Genomic DNA, 23,250 nt, shown 5'->3' with positions numbered 1-23,250 from the left:
CCCCGCAGATTGCGAAAAGCCCCTGCCAGCCGGATTTTCATTGCCGGCCGCAGGGGCTTTGGTGCCAGGGAGGAGTTGGGGATTAGAAATCGACTTTCAGGCCTAGAGCCAGCGTCAGCAGTTGGCCAATGCCGAGGCCGCCGTTGCGGTTGTTGAGGTAGCTGGCCAAGTACAGGTCGTTGCTGCCCAGCTCGTAGTAAGCCGATATTTTACGCGGCTGCCCCGTGGCCAGAATGGGCGGCGCCAGAAACGTGACGCGGCTGCCCAGCAGCGGGCCATAGCGGGTATCGGTCGAGAACCAGTAGTAGTCGCTCGAATACTGGCCCTTCAGCTCGTCGTTGATGGTGCCGTGGGTGTAGCTGAAATAAGCGCCCACCGTGAGGGGCACCACCTGGAGCTTCTCGCCCACCGGCAGCCGAAACGGCGAATACATGAACTTGAGCGAAGCCAGGCTGAGCGTGGAGCCCGCGTAGTACTTGGGCACGTAGCCGATGAGGATATCGGTTTCGAGGCGGTCTTTGGCGAACTCGTAGCCGGCGCCGGCGGCCACCATGCCCAGGCCACCGCCGGTTTGCAGGGCCAGGTGCTGGGGGCGGTACCAGGGGCGCTCGGTGCGGGGCGCGGGCTTATCGGTGGCAGTGGTATCGGGCGGGGTGGCGGCGGCAGCGCGCAGGCCGGTGAGCAGCAGGGCAAACAATAGCGTCTTCATACTCTTAAAACTTCACGCGTTTGATGCGAAACTGCTTGTCGCCCCACACGGTAACGACCATGTAGTGGCGCTCCGAAAAAGCGTCGGAGTTGACGTAGGTCACGCCGTCGTTGTAGGGCTGCGTGATGCTGTAGGAGTGGTTGTGGCCGTTCATTTCGAACACCAGGCCCGGGGTTTCGCGCAGGGCCTGCACGTAGGGCATGCGCAGGGCGGGGTCGAAGTCGTCGTTGGTGGGCGGCACGTGCGAGATGACCACCTTGCGCCGTGCGCCGTCGAAGCTGGCGAGCTGCGGCCGCAGCCAGGCCATGTCGGGCGCGGTGCCGTCGAAGTTGTATTCGCGGCCGTTGGTGTCCACCATGATGAACTTGGTGTTGCCGTACACGAACGAGTAGTTGAAGGCCCCAAAAATGTGCTGGTAAGTGGGCCGGCCGTTGCCCACCAAGTCGTGGTTGCCGATAACGGTGACGTAGGGCACCGTGAGGCGGCGCAGCTTCTCGTCCACCCACCGCATCTCGCGGGCCAGGCCAAAGTCGGAAATGTCGCCGGCCACCACCAAGAAGGATATGCCGGGCTGCTGGTTCACGCTGGCCACCAGGGCTTCGGCCTCATCGTAGAACTGCTGCGAGTCGCCGGTGAACACGAAACGCAGGGTGTCGCCCGCCGCCAGGGGCCGGGCCGCCAGTTTGGCCAGGTTCTTCTCGGTGAGGTTGGTAAACTCTTCGGGGACGCGGTGGTCGTTGGGGCTGAATTCGATGAGGTCGCAGCCCGCGAGGCCCAGCAGGGCCAGCGCGGGTGCCACGCGGCGCAGGCCGCGCGTGAGGGTATAACAAGACATGGGCAAAATGCCGGCACCGGGCCGGCCCACAAGGAGATAAATAAGGCTTGAAACGGCTTTGGGGCCGCTTCGTTGAGCTTTAACCTCCTTTTAATCCTTAATTCGCAGCAGACGCCCCGCCCAAGCTCTTTTTGACTACAAGCTCAGCAGTTCGCGAAACCTCACCGACTGCTGGCGCGACACTTCCACCACTTCGCCGCCGCGCAGCGTCAGGCGCAGGCTGTGGCTGAACCAGGGCTCCACGCCTTCCACAAAATGCAGGTTGATAATCTGCTGGCGGTTGGCCCGGAAAAACAGCTTGGGGTCGAGGCGGGCCTCGAGCTGGGAGAGCGTGCGCGGAATGAGCGGACGGTGCTGGTCGAAGTAAATCTGGGTGTAGCTGCCGTTGATTTCAAACAGCCGCACCTCGCCCAGCCGCACAAACCAGCACCGCTCCCCGTCCTTCACAAACACCTGGTCCTGGGCCGTGAGCGGGGCCACGGGCGCAGAAATAGGCGCGGCCTCCACGGCATGTTTGGGCAATTCGGTCGTCTGCTGGGCACGCACCTTATCAAGGGCGGCGGCCAGGCGGGCTTCCTGCACGGGCTTGAGCAGGTAATCGAGCGCATTCACCTCGAAGGCACGCAGGGCGTGGGCGTCGTAAGCCGTCGTAAACACCACGGGCGGGGCCGCTTCCAGCGTTGCCAGCAGTTCAAAACCGGTTTCGCCGGGCATGTGAATGTCGAGCAGCAGCAAATCGATGCGCTGGGCGGCAAGCTGGCCGCGGGCTTCGTCGGCGTTGCGGGCCTCGCCGGCCACTTCCACGTCGGGAAAGGCCTCCAGCAGGCGGCGCAGCTCGGCGCGGGCCAAACGCGAATCATCAACAAGCAGCACTTTCATCAGGAAGCAAGGGAGGTGAAAACGGAAGAAGGGAAAGCGGAAGACGCCGGGGCCGGCGCCTGGGGGCGCAGGTCGGGCAGCCGCAGGGTAGCGCGCACGGTATCGGGCGTGGCGGGGTCGTTGGCCAATTCAAATTCCGCGGCCGCACCCACCGCCTGGGTCAGCCGCTCGCGCAGGCCGCGCAGGCCCAGGCCGCTGCTGCCGGCCGCCGCCTCCGGGCTGAACCGCCCGGGACTGCGCACCGTGAGGCAAAGCCAGCCCGCGGCGTCGAGCTGGGCCCTGAGGGCCACAAACCCGCCCGCCGGCCGCACCGCCACGCCGTGCTTGATGGCGTTTTCGACCAGCAGCTGCACCGTGAGGGGCGGCAGCGGCACGGCCCGGGCGGCGGGGTCCACATCGAGCGAATACTGCAGCCGGTCTTCCAGCTGCAGGGCTTCGAGGGCCAGGTAGTCGGCCACGATTTCCATTTCCTGGCCCAGCGGCAGCAGCGGCGTGGCGCTGTGCTGCATCACGTAGCGCAGCAGCTCGGCCAGGTGGGCCAGGGCCTCGCGGGCACGGGCGGGGTCCTCGCTCACCAGCCCGCGGATGTTGTTGAGGCCATTGAACAGAAAATGCGGGTTGAGCTGGGCCCGCAACGTGTTCAGTTCGGCTTCGCGCACGGCGGCCGCCAGGCGCCACTTCTCCACCTCGGCCCGCTGCGAGCGCTGCAGGTAGTGCCAGCCCACGTACGCCGCCGACCACAGCAAGAGCATGATGTTCATGTTCAAAGCATAGCCCAGATAAGGCAGCCAGCCTTGTGTATTTTGCCCGCCCGACTGCCGCGGCAGCAGCAGCCAGGCCAATAGGCCAATCACCACCTCGCTGCCTACCGCCAGGGCCGCGTTGGCCAGCAACAGCCGGCCCAGCAGCGCCAGCGGCGGCCGGCCCAACCAGTTCCAGCGCTGCACCGCGTAGCGCAGCAAGTGCGACGCCCCCAGCAGCGCGGCGGCAATCACCACGCTCATTACCCAAGCCCACGAGCCGGCCGCTTTGCCCGCAAACGCTTTAAACAACACCAGATTGAACACCGCGTAGGCGCCCCAACCCAGCACCTGCGCGCGCCAGTACCGGCGGCCCGGCCGCGAAGAAGAAAAGCTAGGATTGAGCATAAGCCAGGGGCTGATAGATGCGCTGGTTCTGGCGGTAAGAGCGGACCAGTAGCCCCGCCAGCACCACCAGGCACACAGCCACGAAGGCAGGAATGAGGTAGAGCTGGCCCGGCGCCAGGCGCAGCCCCAGCAGCAGGCAGCCCGCGCTGATTACCCCGGCCATCACGGCGAAAGCCGGCGCCCGGTAAAACCAGGCATAGGGAAAGAAATGGGCGCCCGTGATGATGCCGTAAGCCATGAGAAAGTGCTGCGGGTAGCGGCCGAACATAAACATCAGCAGCGGAAAGTAGAAGAGCTGGGCGAAGTTCAGCCACAGACCCAGCGGCTGCAGGGGGTTGTGCGGCAGCGTCCAGGTGGTGCGCAGCGGCTTCGAGAGCAGGCGGGCCAGCGGCAGGGTGAGCGCCCCCACAAAGAAGGTGATGAAGCCGCTGCGGCTAGTCGAATTGGGCAGCAGCCACACCCCGGCAATGGCGGCCCACACCAGCGTGGCGGCCACAATGAAGTCGAGGCCATTCTTAGCTTTCACGGACACCTCCAGCCGGAGCTGGTTCAGAACAAGGGCGGGACTAACGGCGGCGAGCATGAACAACAGCAGAAAAAAGGAGAGAAAAGCGCATTAAGCTACTTGCGGGCCGCATAATTAGCCTGCAAAAAGGCATCGGTTTGCTCGAAAAACCAAGCCGTGTCGTCATACATCAAAAAGTGCCGGCCGGCCCGCGACATCTCGATGCGGTGCTGCGGCAGCTTGGCGTATTGCGCCGCGAAGATGGCCCGCGTCGAGGCCATGGTGGAGCCGTAGGGCTCGTAGGCCGCCCAACTGCCGAGCACCAGCGCGGGCTGGCGCACGGCGCCCAGGTCGGCGCGCAGGTCGGTGGTGTAGAGCTCGTACATGGCCTGGCCCACGCTGGCCGGCGCCGAGGCCTGGCCCCAGGCCGCCACCAAGCGCTGGCGGGCGGTATCGGTCACCATGCTGGCCACCATCTGGCGCTGCTGGGCCAGGGGCAACTTGCCGGCGCTCATCTGCTGGCGCATGCCGGCGGCCATGGGGCGGGCGGCTTCGGCGGTCAGGGCCGGGTTTTGCACGGCGGCCAGAAAGGGCAGCGAATCAACAATCACGAGCGGGCCCACTGCCTCGGGCTGGGTGGTGCTCAGCCACAGGCCCATAAAGCCGCCCAGGCTATGCCCGATGACGGCGGGCCGGTCCAGCTTCTGGGTTTTGATGTAGGCCAGCAACTGGTCACGCACGGCCGGCAAGAAATCGGCCGTGGGGGCTCCGGCCATCGGCGCCGCGCCGCCGAAACCGGCCAGGCTGAGCACGTGGCACTGGTAGCGGCTTTGGTAGCGGGCCACCGTTTCGTCCCACACCGCGCCAGGGCAGGTCAGGCCCGGAATCAGCAGCACGGGCCGCCCCTTGCCCACCACGCGCACCGTGAAGGCGGGATGCGCGGCGGGATTATCGGCCACCACAGCCGCCGGCCGGCTGGTAGCGGAGGGGTGGGCAAAAGCCGGCTGGGCAAAGGCAGCGCCCAGCAGCAGAGCGGCAAAAGAGCGGCGGAGAGTAGCGAATTTCATGGCGAAAGCGTGGATTGAGGTGTGATTGATGGCTCAAACCTACCCCCGCCCCTCCCCCACCGAAAGTCAATTTCCGCCAACGGGGATTCTGCCCCGCGAACGGGCGAAAACCCCGCCGAACCGGAAGCCTTAGCAACGCAAAAGCCCCGGAGATTTCCTCCAGGGCCCTGATTGCAAAGTTGTGGTATCGGGCTAGCCGATGGCTTGGGCCAGGTCCTCAATCAGGTCCTCGGCATCCTCAATGCCCACGCTCAGGCGAATGAGCGAGTCGCTCAGGCCCGACTTGCGGCGCTGCTCGGCCGGAATGCTGGCGTGCGTCATGGTGGCGGGGTGGCCGCTCAGGCTTTCCACACCGCCCAGGCTTTCGGCCAGGGTGAAGTACTTGAACTTCTCGAGCACGGCAATGGCATCCTCCTGCCGGTCGCCCTTCAGCACGAAGGAAATCATGCCGCCGAAATCGCGCATCTGCTTGGCCGCCACGGCGTGGTTGGGGTGGTTCTCAAAACCGGGCCAGTACACTTTCTCCACTTTGGGGTGCTGGCGCAGGTACTCGGCCACGGCGCGGCCGTTCTCGCAGTGCCGCTGCATGCGGATGTGCAGCGTTTTCAGCCCGCGCAGCACCAGGAAGCAGTCCTGAGGGCCGGGCGTGCCGCCGCAGGCATTTTGGTAGAAGCTCAGGCGCTGGTGCAGTTCGTCGTCGTTCACCACCAAGGCGCCCATCACCGTGTCGGAGTGGCCGGCCATGTACTTCGTGAGCGAGTACATCACAATGTCGGCCCCCAGGTCCATGGGCGTTTGCAGGTAGGGCGTGCTGAAAGTATTGTCCACGGCCAGCAGCGCGCCGCATTCCTTGGCCACCGCCGAAGCCGCCGCAATGTCGATGACGTTCAGGAGCGGATTGGTGGGCGTTTCCACCCAAATGAGCTTGGTTTTCTCGCTGGCAACGGCGCGCACGGCTGCCATGTCGTGCATGGGCACGAAGTGGAATTTGATGCCGAAGGGCTCGTACACTTTCGTGAACAGGCGGTAGGAGCCGCCGTAGAGGTCGTTGGTCGAAATCACCTCGTCGCCGGGCTTGAGCAGCTTCATCAGGCAGTCGATGGCGGCCATGCCCGAGGCGAAAGCGATGCCGTGCTTGCCGTTGTCGAGGGCGGCCACGGCGTCCTGCAGCTGCGAGCGGGTGGGGTTGTGGGTGCGCGAGTACTCGAAGCCCTGGTTCTGGCCGGGCGAGGTCTGCACGTAGGTCGAAGTCTGGTAAATGGGCGTCATGATGGCCCCGGTGTGGGGGTCCGGGTGCACGCCGGCGTGAATGGTTTTGGTGGCGAATTTCATGCGGGAGAAGGTGGGATTTTATGAAAATGGGCCCGGCGCGCGGCAAGCGTCGGCGCGTTGGGCCGGCAAGTTACGGAAGCCAGCCAAGGCAATGCCGAACCGGCGCGCTCCGCCCCCGTGCCCGTGCGCTGGCTGGCGAGCCACCCAGCCATTGGCCCCCGCAGCGCGTAAGCAGCACATGACGGGCATCCCCGCTACCTTCGCTGCCCATGAAATTTCTGCGCGAGCTTCTTCGTAAAAACTTTTCCACGCTGCTGTCGATGCTGTTGCTGGTGGCCGTGCCGCTGGTAGGCAGCTCGTCGCTCAGCTTCGTGCTCTACCGCAACCAGCAGCTGCTCGAAAACCTCACCACCGGCCAGAGCCTGCTCTATTTCCTCATCGTGGGGGTGGCCATGGCGTTTTCGCTGGTCAACACCACGGCCGTGGTGCTCATCACGGGCTTCTACCTGGGCTGGAGCGGCTTTCCGGGCATGGTGGTGGCCTACGCGCTGGCCGCGCTGGTGGGCTACCAGATTGCCGCCACCCTCGACCACGGCAAGATGCTGGCCTTCCTCGGCCACTTTCCCAAGGTCGACGCCGTGATGAAGGAATTGAAAACCGACAGTTGGCAGCTGATTTTTCTCACGCGCATCTCGCCCGTCACGCCGTTTGCCCTCATGACGTTTGTGCTCGCCATCATGCGGGTGCGGCGCGGGCCATTCCTGTTTGCGTCGGTGGCGGGCATGCTGCCGCGCAGCCTGTTCTTCTACTGGCTCGGCACCAAGGCGCAGGACGTGTTTGCGCTGCTCAAAGACCCCGGCACCGGCACCACCGGCAAGCTCCTGCTGCTAGCGCTGGTGGCCGCCTCGTTCTTCGGCCTCTACTACCTCTTCAACCAGGCCCTGAAGCGCGCCCTGAACAAAAGCGCCGCGAACACCCCAACGGCTCCCTGATTGTGAGCCGCTTGCGTTTTTTTTGAAATTTATTTGCAGAAAAATACGCACTGGGCTTGTACGGCCACTTTTTCTCGTCTTACCTTTGCACTCCCAACACGGGAACAGGGTTGCATAGCTCAATTGGATAGAGCATCTGACTACGAATCAGAAGGTTTAAGGTTCGACTCCTTATGCGACCACAGAAAAGGCCCTCACAGCAATGTGAGGGCCTTTTTGCATACGTGGGGTGCAGGGAGTTTTTTTATCGCCGCCAGCTTTGCAAGCTGCCAGCGCCTTGGCTTCTGCGCTTCTTTGTCTCAAAGCGTTGCCTTACTTTTTGACGGAATATCAAAGGCAAATACTCTCGTAAGGCCCATCAAGCGGTTCCCGCTGGCTCCTCAGCAGCAGCGGCAATTTCGCGGCGCCGCTGCCGGAAACGGATGTACCCAACGAGCATCACCACCGCGGCCGCCATGACGGCTCCGTAGCCCAGCACGCCTGTACGCACCGGATGTAACTGAATGAGCACCAGCCCAAAGCCTACCATGGCCAGGCTGGTGCGCACGTAGGTAAGAAAAGTCCGCTCGTTGGCCAAGCGGGTACGTTGGAGGGCAAGGCGGTCGGTGAGAGAAAGTGGGTCAGGCATCGATAACTACGCAAGGGTACCAACTGGCTTACGTTGGTTTTGCTTTCGGGTAAAGTTGGGGTGATGCAGGAGGCTGCTTTGTCGGGCGGGCTGTGAGCCCATTGCGAGCCCGGGCGCTTATCGTCGGCTTCGAGTCCTGCACGGGACCGGCAATCGTCGGCGACTTGCCTTTTTCGCCTCTGCGCAAGTGGATTGTGGCCCTGCTGTGGGCAGCAAAAGCGGCCGAGGTGCACAAAGTGTTACGGGGCGCAAACAACCTAACGCTTCTGAACTTAGTAGGCTATACCGCGCAGCAATGCTCCGCAGCGTCGGCCGCCTCGTCCTGCTGCGTCCATACCCCCTCACCTCCCGAAAACTTTCTTCTGATGAGCGACACGCCAACCACTTTTTCCTTCGGTATGATTGGCCTGGGCACCATGGGCCGCAACCTGCTGCTGAACCTGGCCGACCACCACTTTGCCGGCGCCGGCTACGACAAAGACGCCGCCAAAATCAGCCTGCTGGCCGAAGAAGGCGCCGGCAAGCCCGTGAAAGGCTTCACCGAGCTGACCGAGTTCGTGAACAGCCTGCGCACGCCCCGCGCCATCATGATGCTGGTGCCGGCTGGCAAGATTGTGGACAGTGTGATTGACGAGCTGCGGCCCCTGCTGGCGCCCGGTGACGTCATCATCGACGGCGGCAACTCGCATTTCACCGATACCAACCGCCGCGACGCGGCCCTGGCCGCCGAGGGCTTTCACTTCTTCGGCATGGGCATCTCGGGCGGTGAGGAAGGCGCCCGTTTCGGCCCCAGCATGATGCCCGGCGGCGACAAGCAGGCCTACGAGGCCATGCGGCCGATGTTTGAGGCCATTGCGGCGCAGGTCGACGGCCAGCCCTGCGTGACCTACATCGGGCCCGGCGCGGCCGGCCACTTTGTGAAAATGGTGCACAACGGCATCGAGTACGGCCTGATGCAACTCATTGCCGAGACGTATGCCGTGATGCAGCGCGGCCTGGGCCTGGACAACGCCGCCATCGGCCGGGTGTTCACCGAGTGGAACGAGGGCCGCCTGCAGTCCTTCCTACTCGACATCACGAAGGACATTTTCGGCTTCATCGCGCCCGGCACCGACCACCTACTGCTCGACGACATCAAGGACGAGGCCCGCTCCAAGGGCACCGGCAAGTGGACCTCGCAGGTGGCCATGGATTTGGAAATGGCCATCCCGACCATCGACACGGCTGTGGCCATGCGCGACTTGTCCAAGTACAAGGCCCTGCGCGAGCAACTGGCCGGGCTGTACGGCCCGGAGGCGGCGCCGCTGGAAGTCGACCAGCAAGCCTTCCTGGCCAGCTTGGAGCAGGCGTTTTATTTCAACATGGTCGTCACCTACGCCCAGGGCATGCACCTGCTGGCCAAGGCCTCGAAGGACTTTTCCTACAACCTGAACCTGGCCGAAATTGCCAAAATCTGGCGCGGCGGCTGCATCATCCGCTCCACGTTCCTGAACGACATTTTCAACGCCTTCCAGCAGGCGCCGGACCTGCAACACCTGCTGCTGGACGGGCACGTGCAGGAGTTGGCGAAAGCCAGCGTGCCCGGCGCCCGCACGGTGGTGGTGGCGGCCGTCACGGCCGGGCTGGCGCTGCCGGCCTACGCCGCATGCCTGAGCTATTTCGATTCCTTCCGCACCGCGCGCATGCCCTCGAACCTCATTCAGGCACAGCGCGACTACTTCGGTGCCCACACCTACGAGCTGATTGGCAAGGAAGGCGTGTTCCATACCCAATGGACGCCGGCGCACGAAGACGCGGCCAACAAGCAGGAAGTGGCCGTGGGCCCGGAAAACACCGGTGAGAAACCCGTGACGCCGAATTCGTAGCGGTGGCGCCCGGCATGACGGCCGGCCCTTTACTAATTAATCAACAGCATCTGCTTCTCCTTTGCGCATGAGCTCTTCCTCTCAAAAAATTCCGCCCACGATTTTCGTCATCTTCGGCGGCACCGGCGATTTGAACGCCCGCAAACTGGCCCCGGCGCTCTACAACTTGTTTCTGGACGGCTGGCTGCCCGCGCAGTTTGCCATCATCGGCACGGGTCGCACCAAGCTCACGGACGAGGAGTTCCGGGCGAAAATCCTGGACGGCATCAACCAGTTTTCGCGCAACGGCAAGGCCGCCAAGGAGCAATGGGCGGCCTTCAGCCAGCACATTGTGTACCAGGTGGCCGATGTGAAAGACGCCGGTACCTACAAAGAGTTTGGCAAGCACATCAAGGCCTACGAGCACGAATGGCAAGCCCCGGCCAACATCATTTATTACCTGGCCGTAGCACCGGAGTTCTTCCCCATCATCGCCTCCAACCTGGCCAAGAGCAAGCTGGCCGACGATTCGGACCGCACGCGCATTGTGGTGGAAAAGCCCTTTGGGCACGATTTGGAGTCGGCCCGCGAGCTGAACAAGCTGCTGGGCGAGATTTTCGACGAGCGTCAGATTTACCGCATCGACCACTACCTGGGCAAGGAAACGGTGCAGAACATCATGGCCTTCCGCTTCGCCAACGCCCTGATGGAGCCGCTCTGGAACCGCAACTACATCGACCACGTGCAGATTTCGGTGAGCGAGCAGCTCGGCGTGGGCGACCGCAGCGGCTACTACGACGGCGCCGGCGCCCTGCGCGACATGATTCAGAACCACCTGCTGCAGCTGCTGTGCCTGGTGGCCATGGAGCCGCCGGTCGATTTCACGGCCGACGAGGTGCGCAACCGCAAGGTGGACGTGCTGCGCGCCATGCGCCGCTTCGGGGCCGAAGACGTGCGCGAGTCGGCCGTGCGCGGGCAGTACGGCGAGGGCTGGATGCAGGGCGAGCAGGTGCCCGGCTACCGCCAGGAAAAGGACGCCAACCCCACATCGAACACCGAAACCTTTGCGGCAGTGAAGTTTTTTGTGGACAACTGGCGCTGGCAGGGCGTGCCGTTCTACGTGCGCACCGGCAAGCGCATGCACCGCTCGGCGTCCATCATCATGATTCAGTTTCGCGACGCGCCGCACAACATCTTCCCGCCCGAAACGGCCGAAAGCTGGCAGCAGAACCGCCTCATCATCAGCATTCAGCCAGAGATGAGCATCCGCCTGCAGGTGCAGGCCAAGCGCCCCGGCCTCGACATGATGCTCAACACCGTCGACATGGTGTTTGACTACAAAGGCACCTACACCAGCGAAGCCCCCGAAGCCTACGAAACCCTGCTGCTCGACACCATGCTCGGCGACCAGACGCTGTTCATGCGCGGCGACCAGGTGGAGGCGGCCTGGGACCTGATTATGCCCATTCTGCACTCCTGGCAGGGCCGCGCCAGCCAGAGCTTCCCCAACTACTCGGCCGACTCGTGGGGTCCTGAAACGGCCGAGGCGCTCATTGCACGCGACGGTTTCCACTGGTACACCCTGCCGCTGAACGGCGCCAAGCACTAGCGCCATGCAGCTGCACATTCACCCCACAGCCGAACGGGTTCTGACTGATTTGGCTGATTTTTTTGTGGCGCAGGCTGCCGAGGCCATTGCGGCGCGCGGCCGGTTTGTGGTGGCGCTGTCGGGCGGGAGCTCACCGAAGAAGCTGTACGAGCTGCTGGCCTCGCCCGCCTACCGCGAAAAGGTGGCCTGGCCGCAGGTGTTCTTCTTTTTCGGCGACGAGCGCAACGTGCCCGCCACCGACGCCGAAAGCAACTACCGCATGGCCAACGAAGCGCTGCTGAAGCCGCTAGGCATCGCCGCCGCGCAGGTTTTTGCGGTTGATACAACACTCCCGCCCGCCGAAGCTGCCGCGGCTTATACTGAGACTATCCGGCAATTTTTCGGCGCAGAAGAGGCTCGTTTTGATTTGGTACTGCTTGGGCTGGGCGACAACTCGCACACGGCCTCGCTGTTTCCGCACACGCCCGTACTGCACGATGCCAGCGTAGGCGCCCGGAAGGTTTTTCTGACCGATAAAAACGTCTTCCGCATCACCCTGACGGCGCCCCTCATCAACCAGGCCCGTGCCGTGGCTTTCCTGGTGTATGGCCAAGACAAAGCGGCGGCCGTGCGCCACGTGCTGCACGACGCCCGCGACGTGGAAGAGTTTCCGGCCCAACTCATTGCCCCCGCCGGCGAAACGCACTGGTTTCTGGACCAGGCGGCCGCCTCCCTCCTGCCCAAACAATAGAACGGGTAGAGACGCAATATTTTGCGTCTCGTCGTTGAACAACATTTTGGGCATTGCGCTAACGATGCGGCCGACGAGACGCAAAATATTGCGTCTCTACATCGTTTTCACGACCCTGTCAGCCCCGTTATGGCAGTTCTCCAAAACTGCCGGCTGCCACTGGCGGCTGGCCCGGCCGGAGCACCTGCACGTCCTGTCCTTTCGCCACAACTGCGGCGCGCGCCAGGCCCAGAAACAAGCCTTGCTCCACAATGCCTGGAATGCGCTGCAGCTGCGCAGCCAACTGTTCGGGCTCCGCAATCACCTCAAAATGGCAATCCACCAGCAGGTTGTTCTGGTCAGATTTGGCCGGTTCGGCTGAGGCCTCTTTGCTCATGCGCAGCACGGGCGCGCCACCCAGGGCGGCCACCGCGTCGAGCACCCAGGGCAGGGCGAACGGCACGACTTCCAACGGCAGGGGGAAGCGGCCCAGCTGCGCCACTTCTTTGCTGGAATCGGCAACGATGAGCAGGTAATCGGACGCCGTGGCCAGCACTTTTTCGCGCAGCAACGCCCCGCCGCCGCCTTTTATGAGGCGCAGGTGCGCGTCCAGCTCGTCGGCGCCGTCCACGGTCAGGTCGAAGCGCAGGCCGCGGCGCGGCTCCAGCAACGGAATGCCGGCTTCGCGGGCCAGCTTTTCGCTGGCTAGCGAGGTGGCCGTGCCATGCACCCGGAGGCCTTGCTCACGCACAGCTTTGCCCAGTTCTGTGATGAAGCAGGCGGCGGTGCTGCCGCTGCCCAGGCCCAGCACCATGCCATCGCGCACCCAGCGGAGGGCGGCGGTGGCGGCTAGTTGTTTTTCGCGGGCGAGTTGTTCGGGCTGTGCGCTCATGGCAAAGGTTGGGAAATGGTTGGGCTTATTTGACTACGAGCGTGCCGCGCAGCATGCCCATGCCGCAGGTGAAGTCGAAACGCCCGGCCTCTTGGGGCAGCAGCTCCACGAGCGTGGTTTGGAAGGCGGGCAAGTCGCGCCGTATGCTGAAATCGGGCATCAGCAGCTCTTCGGAGCAGCTGTTTTCCTCGTCGCGGTAGAAGTGCAGCTGCACCGGCTTGCCGCGCTCCACCTCAATCACATCGGGCGAGTAGCCGCCCTTCACGGTGATGTCGACCTCCTGCACGCCACCCGAAGAAGACACAGCGCTGGCCGTTTGGCGGGTTGAAAAGAAGAAATACCAGATGACGAAGGCCGCCAGTACCAAGCCAGCAACGGTGACAATGATTTCGGATGAGTCCATGCTTATTTACTCTTTACGGTCATGCAGAGCGCAGCGAAGCATCTTGCTCGCCACCACTATTCATTTAGTTAGTTGGATTGCGCGGGCGAGATGCTTCGCTGCGCTCTGCATGACATTACTATCCTTTGCTGACAGGAGCAAAGCCCTTTAGCCGCAGCGAATTGGTGAGCACCGACAGCGAACTCAGCGCCATGGCTCCCGCCGCCAGCATGGGCGACAGCAGCCAGCCAAAAAACGGATACAGAAGCCCCGCCGCAATGGGAATGCCCAGCGTGTTGTATACAAAGGCAAAAAACAGGTTTTGCTTTATGGTGCGAATGGTTTGGCGCGACAGCGCGATGGCCGTCACCACGCCCTGCAAGTCGGAGCGCATGAGGGTGATGCCGGCGGCTTCCATGGCCACGTCGGTGCCGCCGCCCATGGCCAGGCCGATGTCGGCCTGGGCCAGCGCGGGCGCGTCGTTGATGCCGTCGCCGACCATGGCCACGGTGCGGTCTTCGGCTTGCAGCTCCTTCACTTTGGCGGCTTTGCCGCTGGGCAGCACTTCGGCGAAATAGCGCGTGATGCCCACCTGCGCGGCTACTTTGGCGGCCGTCTGGGCGTTGTCGCCGGTCATCATCACCACTTCTATGCCCAGCGCCTGCAACTGCTGAATGGCTGCTTTGGAAGTTTCGCGCACCACGTCGGCCACGCCGATGACGGCCACCGCCTGGCCGGCTACGGCCACGTACAGCACCGTTTTGGCTTGATTCAGCAATTGCTCGGATTGTTGGAGCAAGTCGGCCGGCAGGGCCACGTTTTCATCCTGCAGCAACCGTTGGTTGCCAATGAGCACGGCCTGGCCATTCACCGTCGCGGCCGCGCCCTTGCCTTCGATGGCCCGGAAGTCGGTGGCGGGCAGCGCGGGCGCGGCCTGCGCGTCGGCGTAGCGCACCACGGCTTCGGCCAGGGGGTGCTCGCTCTGCCGTTCCAGGGCGGCAACCAGTTGTAGGAGCGACGCGGCATCCTGGCCCGGCGCAGTCAGGAAATCGGTCACGGTAGGCTCGCCGCGCGTGATGGTGCCGGTTTTGTCGAGCAGCACGGTGTTTACCTGGTGGGCTTTTTCCAGCGCCTCGGCGTTGCGGATGAGCACGCCGTATTCAGCCCCTTTGCCGGTGCTCACCATGATGGCCGTAGGCGTGGCCAGCCCCAGCGCGCAGGGACAGGCAATGATGAGCACGGCCACAAAGTTGGTGAGGGCCAGCGGCAGGCGCGTGGCCACGGGCGCCAAATCGAACCACAGCACAAACGTGAGAATGGCAATAACCACCACCGTGGGCACGAAAATGGCGCTCACCTTGTCGGCCAGCCGCTGGATGGGCGCGCGGCTGCCCTGGGCGTCTTCCACCAGCTTCACAATCTGGGCCAGCATGGTGTCGGCGCCCACTTTGGTGACGCGGAAGCGGAAGGCACCGGTTTTGTTGAGCGTGGCGCCGAACACGGCGTCGCCGGCCTTTTTGGCCACGGGCAGGCTTTCGCCGGTGAGCATGGCTTCGTCCACGGCCGACTGGCCTTCGGTGATGACGCCGTCGGTGGCCACTTTCTCGCCGGGGCGCACCAGCACCACGTCGCCGAGCTGCACCTGCTCGATGGGCACGTCCATTTCCTGGCCACCGGGACGTACCACGCGGGCGGTTTTGGCCTGCAGGCCCATCAGGCCCCGAATGGCGGCCGAAGTCTGGGTTTTGGCGCGCAGCTCCAGCAATTTGCCCAGCAGAATGAGGGCGATGATGGTGGCCGTGGTGTCGTAGTACACCTCCGGTATCAGGCCGTGACGCATGAAAAAGCCGGGCGCCACCGTGGCCGCCACGCTGTAGAGAAACGCGGCGCCGGTGCCCACCGCAATGAGCGTGTCCATGTTGGCCGAGCGGTGCCGGAAACCGTTCCAGGCCGAGCTGTAAAATTCGCGGCCGCTGTAGAGCAGCACGGGCAGCGTGAGCAGCAGCAGGCCGTAGTTCAGCCACTGCGTGTTCACGCGTTGCATGGCGGCTGGCCAGAGCATGAGCATGCTCAGCGGCATGATGACGGCGGCCAGGCCCACCGCCACCCAGAAGCGGCGCTTGAGCTTGGCGTAGGCCAGGGCTTTCTGGCGGTCGATTTCGGCCTGGCGGTCGGCGGCGCTGGTGTCGAGAGCGCGCTCCACTACGCCGTAGCCGGCGTTCACCACGGCTTCTTTGAGCGTGCTGGGGCTGGCTTGGCCGGGCAGGTACTGCACGGTGGCTTTCTCGGTGGCGAAGTTGACCAGCGCGCTTTGCACGCCGGGGGCGCGACTGAGCGACTTTTCGACGGCCGCCGCGCACGAGGCACAGGTCATGCCTTCGATGTCAAGGGTCGCGGTTTCGGTATTTTCAGAGGTAGGAGACATGGCGCAGGCAACGGCTAACGTCCGCTTATACGGCGGCACCGTCTCCTAACAACCAGGGGCCGAACCGCGTTGCAAAGGAACAAGCCGCCGCTCCCGCAATCGGTGCGAAATGCGGCGCCAAACCTGCGAAATTCCCGCCTACACCGCGTGCAGAATAACGTAGAGCGACGCTACGGAAACCACCGTCCACAGCAGCACGCCCAGCACGTAGGGCCGCGCGCCCACCGCCCGCAGCACCCCGGCCGACAGCCCCGCGCCAATAAAAAACAGCGTCACGGTGAGGCCCATCTTAGCCAGGCGCACCAGCACATCGCCCACCGGCTTCAGCTCCGGCAGCCAGGTGTTGAGCAGCATGGCGGCGATGAAGCCGAGGATGAAGTAGGGCATCTTTACCTTCACGCCTTTTTGCTTGAACGCGAAGGCCGTACCCAGCGCCACGGGAATAATCCAGAGGGCGCGGGCCAGCTTCACGGTGGTGGCCACCTGCAGGGCCTGGTCGCCGTAGGCTGCGGCCGCGCCCACCACCGAGCTGGTGTCGTGAATGGCAATGGCGCACCACAGGCCGAACTGGTTCTGCGTCATGGCCAGGGCGTGGCCGATGGGCGGAAACGCAAACAGCGCCAGCGCATTGAGCACGAAAACCGTACCCAGCGCCACCGAGATTTCTTCGTCCTTGGCCCGCAGCACCGGGGCCACCGCCGCAATGGCCGAGCCCCCGCAAATGGCCGTGCCGCACGAAATCAGGTGCGTCACCGAGCGGTTCAGCTTCAGCCAGCGGCCCGCGAAGTAGCCCAGCACCAGCGTGCCGCAAATGGACGCCACCGTAAACAGCAGGCCCTCGCGCCCGGCCTGCACCGCCGCGTGCGCGTTCATCCCAAACCCCAGCCCGATAACTGAAAACTGCAGCAGCTTGGCCGTGGCCTTTTTGGTTTGGGCGCTGAATGGGTTGCCCACGGTTTGGGCCAGCACCAGGCCCAGCGCCAGCGCCACCGGCGGCGACGCCCACGGCGAAACGCAATACAGCTGCACTAGCCCAAACACCACCTGCCGCAGCGTGAACGTGAACCCCAGCAGGGTGTGCGGCGTGTGAAACTGCCCAAACGGCCCCTCGTGGGCCGCGCCGGCATTTTCAGTGGGGTTGGTGAGTAGCTGGGGCATGGGGCGGAAGGAAGTTGTGCCCGCAAAATTACGCCCTTGCCTATCCGCTGGTTAATGGCAAAATGTTATTTGAAATAACCTGCGGTTATACCAAAGGCTTGCACTCGGCCTGCGCAAAGGTGAGAAACCGCTGCGCCGCGCGCGCTAACGGCTGCCCCTGCACCCACAAGGCCTCAAACTGCCGGGCCAGTTGCAGTCCTTCAATCGGCACTATTTCGAGTAGCCCGGCGGCCAGCTCCCGCGTCAACGCTCGCCGCGAGACGAAGCCCAAGGCCTCCGGCGCCGCCTCCAGGTACGCCTTAATGGCTTCGGTATTATCGAAGTAAAATGCCACCTGTAGGCTACTGAGCTTGATTTTCAGCTCCCGCAGGGCAAACTCCAGCACTTCGAGCGTGCCCGAGCCGCGCTCGCGCAGCACCAATGGGTGGGCCAGCGCCTCGGCCAGCGGCACAGGCTTGGCGGGCGGGCCGGCGGCCGTGGCGCGGCGCACGGCCACCAGCTCGTCGGGCAGCAGCAGCTCGTAGTGCAGGTCGCGGCTTTTGGTGCGGCCTTCCACAAAGCCCAGGTCCAACTCGTTGCGCAGCAGGGCCTCGGCAATGCGCTCGGAATTGGCGTTGAGCAGGGTGAGGCGCACCTTGGGGTGGCGGGCCTGGAAGGCAGGCAGCAGGCCCGGCAGCACGTACTGGCTGAGGGTGGTGCTAGCGCCCAGGCGCAGGCGGCCGGCCGCTTCGTCGGGGTCGCGCAGGGCCAGCAGTTGGTCTTCGAGGTGTTGGGCCGAGGCCGCCACGGCTTCGGCGTGGGCCTGCAGCAGGCGGCCGGCTTCAGTCAGGGCCACGCGGTTGCCGCGGCGCTCCAGCAGGCGCTGGCCGTGCTGCTTTTCCAGCTCGTGCAGGTGCTTGGTCACGGCGGGCTGGGTCACAAAGAGTTCCTGCGCCGCCTTCGTGAAACTCAGGTGCCGCGCCACGGCCGCAAACACGCGCAAACGGAAATCAGACATGCCCGCAAGGTACGGGGCCGGCTGAAAACCGTGAGAATAGTGGCCTAGCGCAACTCCTTGCGCATGCACACGCTGTTTTCCACGCCGATGTACTGCCCGTAGTTGGGCGTGAGGACGTAGCCGCTTTTCTCGTACAGCCGAATGGCTTCGGGCTGCTTCTTGCCGGTTTCGAGCACGCAAGCGGCGTAGCCCAGCTCGCGGGCCCAGCGCTCCAGCTCCGCCAGTACGGCCGGGGCCACGCCCGTGCCCCGGTGCGCGGGCTGCACAAACATGCGCTTGATTTCCACCTGGCCGGGGCCGAATTCTTTCATGGCGCCGCAGCCTACGGGCTCATCGACAGCATAGGCCACCACCGCGTGCTTGATGCGGTCAATCTTGTTGAATTGCGCGTAAAACGCATGTTCGTCGCCATCGCGCCGCGCCAGGTCCTGGTCGAGCAGCTGCACGAGGGCGCGAAAATCGGCGTGGTCGGAAGTGGTGCGGAGGAGACGTGGCATGCTGAACGGCAAGTATAATCGACTTGGTCCCTACTCCGGCAGGTGGCGGTTAAAATGGTTTTTCAGCACGTCGTTGAGCTTTTCGCGGGTCAGGGGCTTGTTGAGAAAGCCGGCAATGTTGAGTTGCTGCACGCGGTCCACGTCCTGCGGGTGCAACGAGGTGGTGAGCATCACAATGACGATGGCCTGCTTCTCGGCCAGCGGCAGCTGGTTGTAAGCCTCCAGAAACTGAAAGCCGTCCATGACGGGCATTTTCACATCGAGCAGAATCAAAACCGGACAGTCGGGGCTGGCGGCCTGGCAATGAATTTTCACCAGCTCCAGCGCTTCCTGGCCGTTGAGCGCCACCAGCAACTGGTCGGTAATATCCAAGCGCTTAATCAGCAAGCTGTTGAGATAGTTCGTCGTCTGGTCGTCGTCGACAAGGAGAGCGCAGGTAAGCTTTTGCATGAGCGGGACAGACGAAAAACGGGCGCCTGAACCGCACGCGGGTCCAAGGATTACCGGCTAAAGTACACCGAAAACGTGGTGCCCCGGCCGAGCTCGCTCCGCACGGCAATACGGCCGCCGGCGTTCTCCACCATTTTCTTCACCATGTAGAGCCCGATGCCCGAGCCCTCCACGTGGTCGTGAAAGCGCTGAAACATGCCGAACAGCTTCTGCTCGCTGGCCGGGTCCAGGCCCAGGCCGTTGTCTTCTACTTCGAGCACGGCGCCCGCACCCTCGGGCCGGGCCTGCACGCGCACCCGCGGCGCCCGGCCGGGGGCGCGGTACTTGAGGGCGTTGCTGAGCAGGTTGAACACCACCGAGCGCAGGTTTTTCTCCGAAAACAGCACCGTGGGCACCGCGTCCACGTCCACCAGCAGCTGCGCGCCAGTGCTCTGGATAAGCGGGTCGAGGTCGAGGCACACGTTGCGCACCACTTCGGCCAGGTTTATGGGCTCGGTGGGCAGGCCGTGCTCCTTCTGCAGCTTGCTCACGTCGGTGAGCTGCTCAATGGTGCGCTTGAAGCGGTTCACCGAGTCCTGCATCAGGTCCAGAATGGGCCGCACAGGCTCGCTCTGCACGGTGGGAAGTGGCAGTTCCAGCAGCAGGGCGTCGAGCAGGCCCTCGATGTTGCTGATGGGGGCTTTGAGGTCGTGCGAGGCCGTGTAAATGAAGTTGTCGAGGTCCACGTTCACGCGCCTGAGCTGGGCGTTGTTTTCGCGCAGCTGGCGCTGGGCCTGGTCGATGCGGTCGAGCGCCAGTTTGTGCTCGTGGATATCGGTATAGGTACCAATCCACTGCATAATCTCGCCGTGTTCGGTGCGCGAGGGCAGGGCGCGGCCCAGCATCCAGCGGTATTCGCCGGCCCCGTTGCGGATGCGGCACTCCACTTCGAAGGGCTCGCCGGTGGTCAGGCTGTGCTGCCAGCGGGCATGCGCGGCGTCGGCGTCGTCGGGGTGCAGGCGCGCGCGCCAGGAGCGGTCGGCGGCGGGTCCTTGGCCGGGCTCGAGGCCGATGTAGTCGTACCAGCGGCGGTTGCGATACGTGTTTTCGCCGGCGGCGCTGGCCGTCCAGGCTATCTGCGAGATGCCTTCGAGCAGGCGGCTGGCCTCGGCAGCGGCGCGCTCGCCGGCCAGGCGAGCGGCTTCCTCCCGCTTCAGTTCCTCGCTCTGGCGGTCGAGCAGGGCGTTTTGCTCCTCCACCTGCGCCCGAATGGCCGTGATTTCGCGCTGGGCCGAAAGGTCCGTCACTATCATGGCCAGCGTGGGCGTCTCGTTGAAGCTCAGCACGTTCATGCTTACCGAAAACGGCACCAGTGCGCCGGCCCGGTTTTTCAGCGGCAGCTCGCCCTTGCTTTTGCCCTCCCAACCCTGCCGCAGCAGCTCAGTCCAGTAGTCGCGAAACGCCAGCGGCACAAAGCTTTCGAAAGCGCTGCCCATGATTTCGCCCATGGCCAGGCCCAGCAGCCCGGCCAGGCAGGCGTTGCAATAGAGCACGGTGGCGTCTTCGCTCAGCAGCAGGGCGCCTTCGTTCATCTGCTCGATGAGGGTGCGGTAGCCCTGGTCGGCGCCCTGCAGCGTAAAAATGCGCGGCCCTTCGCTGCCCTGCACGGCCAGCGCGTCCACGGCGCCCGAACGAATGGCGTTTATCAGGTCCTGGGCTTCCTCTAGCTGGTAGCGCAGCTCCTCGTTTTCGCGGGCCAGGTCGGAGGCGGGCCGGGGCTCACTCATGGGCAGGAGCTTCGTCGGGGGGCAAGACTATGCCCAAGGCCTTTAGCACCCGCTCGCGGTCCGAAAGGTCGCCCACCAGGCGGCGCACCAGGCCCGGGCGCAGCTTGATAAGCGTGGGCACGCCGATGAGGTCCTGCTCCTGGGCCAGCTCGGGCTGCTGAAAAATGTCGACAATGAGCAGCTCGTAGCGCCCTTTCAGGTACTGCTCGCAAATGTCTTTGATGTTGCGCACGGCGCGCGTCGAGTTCACGGTGGCCCCCGTTATGTAGAGGTGCAGCAGGTACTCGGGGCCGGCCGGCTCCAGAGAGTCCGGAAATGGTTCAGGTTCCATCGGCCAGGGTTATTTCAGCACGGGGCGCACGTCGAGCCCCACCAGCACCTTTTCTTCGTTGGAGAGGTCGCCGATGATTTTGCGAATCGGCTCGGGCACCTTGCGCACCAGCGTGGGGATGGCCAGAATCTGGTCGCCCTCGGCCAACTGCGGGTTCACCAGCAAGTCGATGACCTCCAGCTTGTAACGGCCTTTGAGGTGTTGCTCGCAATACTTGCGCAGGTTGGCCACGGCCGTCACCGACTTGGGCGTTTGGCCGGCCACGTACAGGCGCAGTTCCCAAGTCTCTTCGTCGAGGGGGTCGTTAAAATCTTCAGCCATGGAAAGGGTACTAAAATCGGAGGCCGGAGGCAACTCGGGTATACGGATTACTTACCGGTTTCGCCGGCCGAAGGCGTTTTTATCGCCGGCGGGTTGGCCGCGGTAATGCGCTGTTTGCCGCTCAGCAGGGCCTCGTGGCGGGTTTGCTCGTGGGTGCTGATTTGGCGCAGCTCCTCTTCCACGCTCTCAAACTCGGTGCGCAGGTTGGCAATGTTGGCTTCCAGCATGCGGCGGCGGCGCTCCAGCTCGCGGTCGCGGCGCTCGGCTTCCTGCTGGGCGGCCAGGGCCTGGGCGTGCTCCTCCAGCTGCTGCGTGAGGCGGCTGGCGCCGGTCACGATGCCCGTGGGGCCCAGCACCACGTCGAGCAATTCGATGCCTTTGTCGGTCACGATGAACTCGCGCACCTGGTTGGAGTGCGCCATGCCGCGCGATTTGAGGATGCTCAGGCCGCGGTTGCGCTCGCCCACGCCTTCCAGGTCGCGCACCGAAATCCACGTATCGACCAGCGACGACACGCCTTCTTCCGTCATCTCGGCGCGGCCCATGCCGCCGTTCACCAAGGCCGTGAAGTAGGCCGTGATGCCGCTCACCTTCAGGAAGTCGATGAGTCGGGTGAGCATGCTGCGCACCTCGGACAGGTTGCCTACCGTGATGAGGTTGGTGATGGGGTCGATGACGACGGCGTCGGGGCGGAACTCCTTCACCAGGCGGTGCAGGGTCACGAGGTGCTGCTCCAGGCCGTTGAGGGTGGGCCGCGAAGCCTCGATGCGCAGGCGGCCTTCGCGCACGTGGCTTTCCAGGTCGATGCCCACCGAAGCCATGTTGCGGATGAGTTGCTGCGGCGATTCTTCAAAGGCAAAAAACAGGCAGCGCTTGCCGTCTTTGCAGATTTTTTCGGCGAAAGCCGCCGCCAGCGTGGTTTTGGCGGTGCCGGCGGTGCCGGTGATGAGCACGCTGCTGCCTTCGTAGAAGCCGCGCCGGCCAAACATCTCGTCCAGCGCCGGCACGCCCGACGACACGATTTCGTTCGACACCTGGTGCTCGAGGCGCAGCGAGGTCACGGGCAGCACCGAAATGCCTTCGCCGGTGATGAGGTAGGGGTACTCGTTGGTGCCGTGGGTGCTGCCGCGGTACTTCACCACGCGCAGGCGGCGGGTCGTGATTTGGTCAATCACGCGGTTGTCGAGCAGAATCACGCAGTCCGACACGTACTCTTCTAGGCCCTGGCGGGTGAGGGTGCCGTCGCCGCGCTCGGCGGTGATGATGGTGGTCACGCCCTTGTCCTTCAGCCAGCGAAACAGGCGCCGAATCTCGGAGCGCAGCACGCTTTCGTTGGGAAAGCCCGAAAACAAGGACTCAATGGTGTCGAGCACCACGCGCTTGGCCCCGATGGAATCGATGGCGTAGCCCAGGCGAATGAACAGGCCTTCCAAATCGTACTCGCCGGTTTCTTCAATCTCGGAACGGTCGACGTGCACGTGGTCGACGCGCAGCATTTTGCGCGCCTGCAGGTCTTTCAGGTCGAAGCCCAGCGAGGCCACGTTGGCGGCCAGCTCTTCGGCCGTTTCCTCGAAGGCCATGAGCACGCCGGGCTCGCCGAACTCGGTGATGCCGCGCACCAGAAACTCAATGCCCATCAGGGTTTTGCCGCAGCCCGCGCTGCCGCAAATGAGTGTGGGGCGGCCCAGCGGCAGGCCGCCTTCGGTGATTTCGTCCAGCCCTTCGATGCCGGTGGGCGCTTTGGGGAGTTGGGGCAGCGTAGAAGAGGCGGAAGAAGAATATTCTTGCATGGATAGGAAGGCTAGCCTGCAAAGGTAATCGGCGGGACCGCACA

Annotated in this window: 23 protein-coding genes and 1 tRNA gene; 5 read left to right on the top strand and 19 right to left on the bottom strand. The window is 63.9% G+C overall.

Annotated features, from left to right (window positions below; genetic code table 11):
* Window positions 1-82 precede the first annotated feature (82 nt).
* From MUN81_RS06050 to MUN81_RS06020, 7 genes are all read right to left on the bottom strand, one after another.
* On the bottom strand, window positions 83-709 hold the full coding sequence (locus MUN81_RS06050; protein ID WP_245115911.1) for a hypothetical protein: 627 nt from the start codon (window positions 707-709) through the stop codon (window positions 83-85).
* 4 nt (window positions 710-713) lie between these two features.
* Complete coding sequence (locus MUN81_RS06045) at window positions 714-1,544, bottom strand: metallophosphoesterase (RefSeq protein ID WP_245115909.1); 831 nt, start codon at window positions 1,542-1,544, stop codon at window positions 714-716.
* A 135-nt stretch (window positions 1,545-1,679) separates the two neighbouring features.
* Window positions 1,680-2,423, bottom strand: a complete 744-nt coding sequence (locus tag MUN81_RS06040) for a LytTR family DNA-binding domain-containing protein (RefSeq protein WP_245115907.1) — start codon at window positions 2,421-2,423, stop codon at window positions 1,680-1,682.
* Complete coding sequence (locus MUN81_RS06035; protein WP_245115905.1) at window positions 2,423-3,571, bottom strand: histidine kinase; 1,149 nt, start codon at window positions 3,569-3,571, stop codon at window positions 2,423-2,425. Before MUN81_RS06035 ends, MUN81_RS06040 begins: the two co-directional genes overlap by 1 nt.
* Window positions 3,558-4,154: a hypothetical protein gene (locus MUN81_RS06030; protein ID WP_245115904.1), complete on the bottom strand. Its 597-nt coding sequence runs from the start codon at window positions 4,152-4,154 to the stop codon at window positions 3,558-3,560. The genes MUN81_RS06035 and MUN81_RS06030 overlap by 14 nt, the downstream gene beginning before the upstream one ends.
* Window positions 4,155-4,192: 38 nt before the next feature.
* On the bottom strand, window positions 4,193-5,143 hold the full coding sequence (locus MUN81_RS06025) for an alpha/beta hydrolase (RefSeq protein WP_245115902.1): 951 nt from the start codon (window positions 5,141-5,143) through the stop codon (window positions 4,193-4,195).
* Window positions 5,144-5,335: 192 nt separating this feature from the next.
* Window positions 5,336-6,475, bottom strand: coding sequence for a cystathionine gamma-synthase (locus MUN81_RS06020; RefSeq protein WP_245115900.1), 1,140 nt, complete (start codon window positions 6,473-6,475; stop codon window positions 5,336-5,338).
* A gap of 209 nt (window positions 6,476-6,684) precedes the next feature.
* Here MUN81_RS06020 and MUN81_RS06015 point away from each other — a divergent pair, with 209 nt between their 5' ends.
* Both MUN81_RS06015 and MUN81_RS06010 read left to right on the top strand, forming a co-directional pair.
* On the top strand, window positions 6,685-7,407 hold the full coding sequence (locus MUN81_RS06015; RefSeq protein ID WP_245115898.1) for a VTT domain-containing protein: 723 nt from the start codon (window positions 6,685-6,687) through the stop codon (window positions 7,405-7,407).
* A gap of 108 nt (window positions 7,408-7,515) precedes the next feature.
* Window positions 7,516-7,589: transfer RNA gene (locus MUN81_RS06010), tRNA-Arg, on the top strand.
* A 176-nt stretch (window positions 7,590-7,765) separates the two neighbouring features.
* On the opposite strand, the gene MUN81_RS06005 is transcribed toward MUN81_RS06010, so the two are convergent.
* Complete coding sequence (locus tag MUN81_RS06005) at window positions 7,766-8,035, bottom strand: DUF202 domain-containing protein (protein WP_245115896.1); 270 nt, start codon at window positions 8,033-8,035, stop codon at window positions 7,766-7,768.
* A 365-nt stretch (window positions 8,036-8,400) separates the two neighbouring features.
* Between MUN81_RS06005 and gndA the strand changes: the two genes are divergently transcribed.
* The 3 genes from gndA to pgl all read left to right on the top strand — a co-directional run bounded on the left by gndA (window position 8,401) and on the right by pgl (window position 12,218).
* Window positions 8,401-9,900 (top strand): NADP-dependent phosphogluconate dehydrogenase, encoded by a 1,500-nt coding sequence (gndA, locus tag MUN81_RS06000; protein ID WP_245115895.1) that lies wholly within the window; start codon window positions 8,401-8,403, stop codon window positions 9,898-9,900.
* Window positions 9,901-9,967: 67 nt separating this feature from the next.
* Entirely contained in the window at window positions 9,968-11,488 is a 1,521-nt protein-coding gene (gene zwf, locus MUN81_RS05995) for a glucose-6-phosphate dehydrogenase (RefSeq protein ID WP_245115894.1), read from the top strand.
* Window positions 11,489-11,492: 4 nt separating this feature from the next.
* Window positions 11,493-12,218 (top strand): 6-phosphogluconolactonase, encoded by a 726-nt coding sequence (gene pgl, locus MUN81_RS05990; RefSeq protein WP_245115892.1) that lies wholly within the window; start codon window positions 11,493-11,495, stop codon window positions 12,216-12,218.
* Window positions 12,219-12,345: 127 nt separating this feature from the next.
* Here the strand turns inward: pgl and rpiA are convergent, their stop codons facing one another.
* The 11 genes from rpiA to kaiC form a co-directional block, all read right to left on the bottom strand.
* Entirely contained in the window at window positions 12,346-13,089 is a 744-nt protein-coding gene (rpiA, locus tag MUN81_RS05985; RefSeq protein ID WP_245115890.1) for a ribose-5-phosphate isomerase RpiA, read from the bottom strand.
* 25 nt (window positions 13,090-13,114) lie between these two features.
* Window positions 13,115-13,492: a cupredoxin domain-containing protein gene (locus MUN81_RS05980; RefSeq protein WP_245115888.1), complete on the bottom strand. Its 378-nt coding sequence runs from the start codon at window positions 13,490-13,492 to the stop codon at window positions 13,115-13,117.
* Between the two features lie 118 nt (window positions 13,493-13,610).
* Window positions 13,611-15,896 carry a heavy metal translocating P-type ATPase gene (locus MUN81_RS05975; RefSeq protein ID WP_245115886.1) on the bottom strand — a complete coding sequence of 762 codons (2,286 nt, stop codon included), beginning with the start codon at window positions 15,894-15,896 and terminating at the stop codon, window positions 13,611-13,613.
* 138 nt (window positions 15,897-16,034) lie between these two features.
* Complete coding sequence (locus tag MUN81_RS05970) at window positions 16,035-17,054, bottom strand: putative sulfate exporter family transporter (RefSeq protein ID WP_245115884.1); 1,020 nt, start codon at window positions 17,052-17,054, stop codon at window positions 16,035-16,037.
* An 85-nt stretch (window positions 17,055-17,139) separates the two neighbouring features.
* Complete coding sequence (locus MUN81_RS05965; RefSeq protein ID WP_245115882.1) at window positions 17,140-18,051, bottom strand: LysR substrate-binding domain-containing protein; 912 nt, start codon at window positions 18,049-18,051, stop codon at window positions 17,140-17,142.
* Between the two features lie 44 nt (window positions 18,052-18,095).
* Complete coding sequence (locus tag MUN81_RS05960) at window positions 18,096-18,548, bottom strand: GNAT family N-acetyltransferase (protein ID WP_245115880.1); 453 nt, start codon at window positions 18,546-18,548, stop codon at window positions 18,096-18,098.
* A 30-nt stretch (window positions 18,549-18,578) separates the two neighbouring features.
* Complete coding sequence (locus MUN81_RS05955; RefSeq protein ID WP_245115878.1) at window positions 18,579-18,998, bottom strand: response regulator; 420 nt, start codon at window positions 18,996-18,998, stop codon at window positions 18,579-18,581.
* 50 nt (window positions 18,999-19,048) lie between these two features.
* Window positions 19,049-20,764: an ATP-binding protein gene (locus tag MUN81_RS05950; protein WP_245115876.1), complete on the bottom strand. Its 1,716-nt coding sequence runs from the start codon at window positions 20,762-20,764 to the stop codon at window positions 19,049-19,051.
* Window positions 20,757-21,095, bottom strand: a complete 339-nt coding sequence (locus MUN81_RS05945; RefSeq protein WP_245115874.1) for a circadian clock KaiB family protein — start codon at window positions 21,093-21,095, stop codon at window positions 20,757-20,759. The genes MUN81_RS05950 and MUN81_RS05945 overlap by 8 nt, the downstream gene beginning before the upstream one ends.
* A gap of 9 nt (window positions 21,096-21,104) precedes the next feature.
* Window positions 21,105-21,416, bottom strand: coding sequence for a circadian clock protein KaiB (kaiB, locus tag MUN81_RS05940; protein WP_245115872.1), 312 nt, complete (start codon window positions 21,414-21,416; stop codon window positions 21,105-21,107).
* Window positions 21,417-21,463: 47 nt separating this feature from the next.
* The gene (gene kaiC, locus MUN81_RS05935; protein WP_245115870.1) at window positions 21,464-23,206 is read right to left on the bottom strand and encodes a circadian clock protein KaiC; all 1,743 of its coding nucleotides are present in this window, start codon (window positions 23,204-23,206) and stop codon (window positions 21,464-21,466) included.
* Between the last annotated feature and the right edge of the window lie 44 nt (window positions 23,207-23,250).

This window comes from Hymenobacter sp. 5317J-9 (assembly GCF_022921075.1).
Lineage (GTDB): Bacteria > Bacteroidota > Bacteroidia > Cytophagales > Hymenobacteraceae > Hymenobacter.
This window is presented reverse-complemented; position numbering and strand designations above follow the sequence as displayed.